Source organism: Microvirga tunisiensis, from assembly GCF_009296175.1.
GTDB classification, from domain to species: domain Bacteria; phylum Pseudomonadota; class Alphaproteobacteria; order Rhizobiales; family Beijerinckiaceae; genus Microvirga; species Microvirga tunisiensis.
The window spans coordinates 1-6,533 of sequence record NZ_VOSK01000330.1; the positions used below are offsets into that span (position 1 = coordinate 1).

10 protein-coding genes and 2 pseudogenes are annotated in these 6,533 nt (G+C 60.7%); 2 read left to right on the forward strand and 10 right to left on the reverse strand.

The window, feature by feature from the left end:
• The coding region (locus FS320_RS35570) for a YodC family protein (RefSeq protein ID WP_210252234.1) at positions 1 to 247 on the forward strand (247 nt) is incomplete at its 5' end.
• A 55-nt stretch (positions 248 to 302) separates the two neighbouring features.
• Here FS320_RS35570 and FS320_RS35575 read toward each other — a convergent pair.
• From FS320_RS35575 to FS320_RS35600, 7 genes and pseudogenes are all read right to left on the reverse strand, one after another.
• Positions 303 to 806, reverse strand: a complete 504-nt coding sequence (locus FS320_RS35575; RefSeq protein ID WP_152717075.1) for a Ros/MucR family transcriptional regulator — start codon at positions 804 to 806, stop codon at positions 303 to 305.
• A gap of 572 nt (positions 807 to 1,378) precedes the next feature.
• Complete coding sequence (locus tag FS320_RS35580; RefSeq protein WP_152717076.1) at positions 1,379 to 1,672, reverse strand: hypothetical protein; 294 nt, start codon at positions 1,670 to 1,672, stop codon at positions 1,379 to 1,381.
• Between the two features lie 49 nt (positions 1,673 to 1,721).
• Complete coding sequence (locus tag FS320_RS35585) at positions 1,722 to 1,955, reverse strand: hypothetical protein (protein ID WP_152717077.1); 234 nt, start codon at positions 1,953 to 1,955, stop codon at positions 1,722 to 1,724.
• Positions 1,956 to 2,141: 186 nt separating this feature from the next.
• A complete protein-coding gene (locus FS320_RS35590; protein ID WP_152717078.1) occupies positions 2,142 to 2,381 on the reverse strand; it encodes a BrnA antitoxin family protein in 240 nt (79 codons plus the stop codon).
• A 29-nt stretch (positions 2,382 to 2,410) separates the two neighbouring features.
• Complete coding sequence (locus FS320_RS45510; protein ID WP_153885375.1) at positions 2,411 to 2,560, reverse strand: hypothetical protein; 150 nt, start codon at positions 2,558 to 2,560, stop codon at positions 2,411 to 2,413.
• A 387-nt stretch (positions 2,561 to 2,947) separates the two neighbouring features.
• Positions 2,948 to 3,328, reverse strand: a pseudogene (locus tag FS320_RS35595) (transposase); the annotation flags it as partial.
• A 1-nt stretch (position 3,329) separates the two neighbouring features.
• Positions 3,330 to 3,611, reverse strand: a pseudogene (locus tag FS320_RS35600) (IS110 family transposase); the annotation flags it as partial.
• A gap of 418 nt (positions 3,612 to 4,029) precedes the next feature.
• On the opposite strand from FS320_RS35600, the gene FS320_RS35605 reads away from it, so the two are divergent.
• Complete coding sequence (locus FS320_RS35605; protein ID WP_152717080.1) at positions 4,030 to 4,371, forward strand: hypothetical protein; 342 nt, start codon at positions 4,030 to 4,032, stop codon at positions 4,369 to 4,371.
• Between the two features lie 638 nt (positions 4,372 to 5,009).
• Here the strand turns inward: FS320_RS35605 and FS320_RS35610 are convergent.
• From FS320_RS35610 to FS320_RS35620, 3 genes are all read right to left on the reverse strand, one after another.
• Positions 5,010 to 5,675 carry a dihydrofolate reductase family protein gene (locus FS320_RS35610; RefSeq protein ID WP_152717081.1) on the reverse strand — a complete coding sequence of 222 codons (666 nt, stop codon included), beginning with the start codon at positions 5,673 to 5,675 and terminating at the stop codon, positions 5,010 to 5,012.
• Positions 5,668 to 6,168, reverse strand: a complete 501-nt coding sequence (locus tag FS320_RS35615; protein WP_162003450.1) for a VOC family protein — start codon at positions 6,166 to 6,168, stop codon at positions 5,668 to 5,670. Before FS320_RS35615 ends, FS320_RS35610 begins: the two co-directional genes overlap by 8 nt.
• 54 nt (positions 6,169 to 6,222) lie before the next feature.
• Positions 6,223 to 6,533, reverse strand: a 311-nt coding sequence (locus tag FS320_RS35620) for a VOC family protein (protein WP_202882935.1), incomplete at its 5' end; no start/stop codon positions are given.

Consider the following 6,533-nt stretch of genomic DNA (forward strand, 5'->3'; position numbering starts at 1 on the left):
GCCTTACCTGCTGTTAACCAGTCGGCTACACTCTCGTGAGGTGGATCAGGAGCAAACCATGCAGTTCAGCGTTGGCGATGTCGTGCATCTGATTGCTTACCCCTCTCATCGGATGACCGTTGTTGAGGTCGATGGTCGCGAGATAACCTGCAGATGGTTCGAAGGAGCTGCGGTCAAAGAAGGCATCTTTCCCTCGCATATCATTGCAAAGGAAGCCCAACCGCAGGCCGTTGAGGCGATAGCTTAGCGCCAGTCCTTTGGCCGAGGAGGGCCAGGCACGGATGCGCCCAGCCCGAGTATGCTTATTCACTTGCCGACTTCTTGGAACGCCTGCCGCGTTTTGGCATGGAGGATTCAGCGCGTGCCGTGACCGTCTCCTCCGGCGCTGCAACTGCTTTCGCGGTAGTCTTCCTTCGCTGACCGAGGCCGCTGCTTTTGGCGAGCTCAGACCGCTTCGCAGCATAGTTGGGCGCAACCATGGGGTAATCGGCAGGAAGCCCCCACTTTGCACGATACTCCTCAGCCGTCAGTCCCAGCTTCCCGAGATGACGCTTGAGCGTCTTATACTTCTTGCCGTCTTCGAGGCTAATCAGGAAGTCAGGGGTGATGGACCTGCGGATCGAAACAGCCGGCTCTGGCTTTTCGGGCTCCGTTTGCTTCGGAGCAGTTAATCCTTGGAGCGCAGCATGGACGGATGCAATCACGTTCGGCAGATCAGTCCGATGAACCGCGTTGTTGGCGACATAGGACGAAACAATGTCTGCGGTAATGCTGGCGAAATCTAGCTGTTGTTCAGGCTGATCCATAACTCATCCAATACCAGGAAAGATCGAGCGCGATCAGTTAGCCACTTAAATTGTGGGGTCAAGCCACTCGTGTCCGGGGCGGGAGCAAAGGCTTGGCATTCTGGGTGATGACTGGCGCAGGGAAGGACGTTGCCCGGATACAAAGACGCCCCGGCTGAGGGCTGTCTTGAACCTCAACCAGGGCGCCCAGCGGAGCGTGGGGCTCCGCATCTGTTCGGGCTGATACACAACGCGCCCGGTGAGATTATCCTGACCAAGTAAGGTAAATATTCGGTGTCGTGGCTGGGGCGCCCAGCCACGAGGTGTTCGCGTGAAATCTTGGCCAGGGCGCTGGTGGCTTTCGTCTCAGCAGCAGAACGCAAGTCACGAATGAGAGAGTAAATGACCGGCGTTGGCCTTCAACGTCTCAGAAGGCTAGCCACGAAATTACGGAAGAGTGGCTCTTAGCTTCCGGAGTAGATCTCAAATAGAAACGCCCCGACCGAGAGAGGTTCGCTCAAACCCTCAGCCAGGGTGCCTGTGGTGTCCTGCAAGGCAACCACACCCCAATCCTAGACCCATCCCACTGATCATCAACACCGCTCAAAATAGATGCGCGCCCTGAAAGAGGAGATCGGGTTCGGATGCTCTTTCAGGGCGGCGGCGCTCATGGGGGCAGGAGCGCACGACCGAACAACACGCTCCAACCGTGGCCATATTGTGGGCGCCTGAATGAGTGCCGTCCCTTGACGCGGGACTCTGGTGGTCGAGGAGATCAGGGCAATCCAGACAATCAAGGTGATGCCGGCAGGTAGCGGGGCCATCTCCCAGCGCACGGGTTGGCCGGTGAATTCGGAGATGGCGGTGGCATCGCGGGAATAGGTCATGTCTCCGTTTGGTGCGGCGAGGATGAAGTTCCCGTTTCCTCGGACCCTATTAACAGTTTTCAGTGATCTGCAACTTCTGAGGCTGATCCATATAGGCTGCACGATCGTTACTCGAACCGGCCTTAGTCGAGGCTCGCATGTGAACCACGATCGCGGCCAGGAGCGCAAACAAGCTCCCGCCAAACGGCATGCTGAGAAGGGCGATGGCGGCTCCATAAGGCCAGAGCAGCGCGCAACTGATGAAACCGCCGATCAAAGCCGCAAACGCGTAGACAATCACCATGTCGCGCACACCCTTAAGGACTACCTCAGGCGCACCATAGCGAAGTTTGAAGGCGTTGGAAGAACTATACGATTGCCGCAATGTCGCGGCAGTAGGGCATGCCGAGGGTATGGCATGAAGGAGTGAAGCGAGGGCCCCGAGGCGACCACTCCTGTTCCGGCATGCAGTCAGTACACCTCCTAACGTCTATTTCCCGGCAGCTTTTCGCAATGCCTCGTTGATCCTTTCCTGCCAGCCCGGCCCATCCTCCTGAAAGTAGTCGAGGACGTCCCGATCGATGCGCAGGGTCACCATCTCTTTTGCGCCAGGAATCGAGGGCTGCTTTGGGGCGGGTTCTACCGGCTTGGTGGTCGCCCTCTTGAAGGCCGCTTCGGCCGCCTGCCGCGAATCTCCCGTTGCTCTGAATCGGCTCGGTGGCTTCGACATAGACGTCTTCTCCGATACGCGCTGATCGTTCAATGAGTTGTGTCTGTCTCGACTTGGGCAGCAGCAATCAAGTCGAGATCTTTCCGGCGCAGGTTCACCGCCCCGGGAGCTCGGCCCACAGTAAAGAATGCAATGGCGGTGCAGGCAAGCAGGAGAAGCGGGCGAACAATCAGCAACATGGCCGGGCCTCCGAAACAGGAGGCGATCTGGGGTCGCACTGATGAATCAAACCTTGCCGATAAGGCAGACCGGGGCCCTTTCCCGGCTATTCACAGGCCGATATTGTTCGAGCAGTTTTGGGAACCAAAGGGCGTGAGCGGATGTGATGCTGGCAGTCGTACGGGTACCCTGGCGGACCGGCTTATTGCGCCGGACCATGTGGCGCAGATCCGAGGCACTGGGACTCAAGAGAGCCGTGCACCGGCAGCGGAGATGTTCCCGCGGCAACTCCTACAAACACCCATGAAGGCGGCGCCCGATTCGGCGCCACTGCTAGCGAAAGCTTGGCCGTTGGACTTTGGTGCGTTATTTAGATGAGAGCCGCATTCAGCTCCTGACGCTCGAGTTCAGGCGATGCGCTGCGACACCAGCATGCCCAGGTGGGTCATAATATTGATGACCTTGCAAGCGGCCGCGGCCTCAGTCTTTTGCGTTGGCAGAGTCCGGGCGTGGAGGCGGCGGCCAATCAGGGTTTTGTAGCGCATCATCGCGACCTCACCCAACGACCGCCGGCCGTAGTTCACCGCCTTCTGCCAATCCAGCCGCCCGCGCTCCTGGATGATCCGGAGGTGCCGGTCCCGCTGGGTGGGCGCCGTCTCGGCTGTGTTGCTCGGCACTGCGGTTGCCGTGGTGGGATGATCACGGCAGCAACAGGATCGCGCTCGGCGATGAGACGGTAGACGAGCTCACCATACGTACGCGCCATCCGCCGTGACTGAAGCGATCGGACCCGACTTTGAGCCCGAAGTTGCGCAGCAGACCTCGGATATCGTTCTCAACCGCAAGGGCCTTCTCCTGCGGGAGCTTACGGGCAGTGAGCAGCGCACGGCGCTTCTGACTTGAGAGCGTCTTCACATACACGGGACGGAACAGATTGACCCGCATCATCTGGGCGATACTGCGGGCATCATGGCGATCCGTCTTGTTCACCTGAGCTTTGAGAAAGGCGTTGGTGTGCCGCGTCTCGATGCACACGACAGGGAGCCCGGCTGAGGCGAGCCCCTCGAAGAGTGTCATTCGGCTTTGAAACCAGACCCCATTTCTTGTTCGGCGCAACCCTCTGAGTTGCTTAGGGTCTTCGCTCAGGGTGAGAGGGTCACGATCGGCGCCGATTGTAACCCCTCCGCTTTAACTGTTTGTTTCGAATGTTCAGCCGGTTGCACCGGCTTTGACAGGGATCAAAGTTTCCGAGCCGATTTACATTCCCCGGCAGCCCGCGCGTAGATTCGCCGACGAAGACCCCCGTGTGTGCATGGTTCGGCAGTGCGTGTCCCGAAGCGTCAAGCCCATGGCTCTGAAGGTCAAGCGGACGCTGCCGGATGGCGTAGTGTCATCCTCATCCGGTGCCCGTCGGACAGAGCAGCCGGTGCTGCCAAGGAAGCCGCAACGGGTTCACGCAAAGGCGTGCCCGGGTTGAGGAGGACAGCTCATGCATTGCACATCTGCTTTCGTTGTTCTTGCCGCTGTCGCATCCGTGATCATGCCCGTGCCTGCGGACGCCCAATCGCGCTCCCGACAGGTCGGGCAGAGCGGTCCTCTGATCCTGAGAGTGACGCCGCGCAGCTCCTACGGTCGCATCCCGATGTACCTCGTCGGTTCAACCTATGAGCCGAGGAACGCCTTTGATCCAATCGTGCTTGCCGCCCCACTTGGCCCTGCCGCGAGCAATATCACGATCACTCTGCCGGTATCGTCCGCAAGTTGTCGGATCACGCAAGTCAACGCCACTCTGTACGCCAGCCCCGGCTGCCTACGGCAACCACGGTTCTGACCGAACCGCAGGCTGTCGCGCGTGAGAACCTCGTGACCAGCTCGGTATCGGGGTCAACTCGGCGCGCCCGCCTGATCTTCCTACTTCCGCTGGTACTCACCGACCGAGGCGTTCTTCAACAAGAGTTGGGCGCTGCCCGACATTGAGAAGCGCACTTGAATTGGGAAGCCGGCTGCTACGTTGGGAAGCCGTTGAACTGTCGTCTCACGTATATGACGGGATGTTCTGAAGGTGACCCGATAGGTCCGGTCATGGCACGAGGCGGAAGTAGACCGAACGTCAGCTCTGGCAGGGAACACCGGACGTTCCCAGAGGGCAGGGGATCGTCAGTGCTCGACCCAACTCGGACGCCACAACGACTCAGTCACAGACTCCGAAGCTGGCCGAGACCGAACCGACCGCTTCCGGAGCTAGGAGGCTGAAGACTGCCCTTCAAAACTTACAACCCACCCAGCGCTCGTTCCGGATCGATCGCCGCCGACCAGCGGGGGGAGATTGTCCGAACGGCCAACAGCGGCGCAGCTCGCTGCCGTTCTCCGGGTGACCAGGGCCAAGCGTACGGAACTTGGACGGGTCTGGTCTGCCTTATAGCGTGATCAGCACCATTGTTCTGAATGGGTGGCCGAAGCGCTGCAGGTTCACCAGCGACCCTCCGCTTGACGCTGGCGGAGTGCAAGTTCGTCATCGCTTGGGGGTTTTGTCGCAAAACTGCCGGTGCGAACCTCCCCATCACACGCAAACGATGCGAAGTGGACGCCCTTCGGCGAGTGCGCCTGCTCGACCAGTGTCCATGAACGGGCTGTCGCCGGATCGCCCGAATACCAGCGCTTGCCGCGCCCAAGCATGACCGGAAAGGTGATCAATGCCAGTTGATCGACAAGGCCTGCGGGAAGCAGCGCCTGGTAGAGCATGCTGCTGCCCTGGATCAGCAGGTCCGGTCCATTGCTGGCCTTGAGGCGCGCGACAGCCTCGGCGGGATCGCCGACGAGGCGCCGGCTGTTGTTCCACGTCAGCGGCCGGTCGGACGATGTCACGACATGTTTTCGAACGGCATTGAACGTCTCGCCGATCGGCTGGTCGCCATTGTGCGGCCAATACGCGGCGAAGATCTCGTACGTTCGCCGGCCCAGCAGCAGCTCATAGCTGCCGCCCAGCAGCCGCCCCATCGGCTCCTCCAGCGTGTCGTCGAAATAGGGGAACACCCAGCCGCCGTGCGCAAAGCCGGTCTGGTCCTCCTCCGGCCCGCCCGGTGCCTGGATCACGCCGTCGAGCGTCTGGAAAAGGGAGCCGATGATTTTACGCATCGACGGCTACTCCGCGCTCCGCAGCCTCGATCCGGGAGATGTCGATCTTGCGCATGGTCATCATCGCTTCGAACGCTCGCCTGGCTGCGGCCTTGTCAGGATTGCTGTTGGCCCGCAGCAGCGCACGGGGCGTGATCTGCCACGAAAAGCCCCAGCGATCCTTGCACCAGCCGCAAGCGCTTTCCTGCCCGCCATTACTGACGATGGCGTTCCAATAACGGTCGGTCTCTTCCTGATCGTCGGTCAGGACCATGAAGCTGACGGCTTCATTGGCCTTGAAATTGGGTCCGCCGTTCAGGCCGACGAACCGCCGCCCGAGCACGGTGAACTCGACCGTGAGTTCGGTGCCCTCTGTTCCACCCGGAAAGTCTGACGGGGCGTGCATGGGAGCGCCAACACTGCTGTCGGGAAAGGTTGCGGCGTAGAACTCCGCAGCCTTGCGGGCTTCCCCGTGATCGAACCACAGGCAGGTCGTGAGCTTGTCGCTGGCCACGATATTTCTCCTTACTGACGCGGGCCGACCAATCCGAAGACGGCGCCCTGGGGGTCAACAGCGGTCAGCGAATACTCGCCGCCCGGGATTTCGCTCGGGCCGTGAAGGGATCGTGCCCCCGCCGGCCCGCACCGCGTCCGCCGCCCGGTCGATGTCGCCGACTCCGATGTAGAAGGTCCATGCCGCCTGGGGCACCTGCGGCATCCTCGGCATGATGGCGCCGATCATGGTTTCGCCCTGGTAGAGGAAGCGGTAGGAGCCGAAGTCGCCCATATCCATGTCGCCCTCCTGCCGCCAGCCAAAGTGCCGGGTGTAGAAGGCGACCGACCGATCCTGGTCGCTGGCCTGCAACTCGTTCCAGCGGA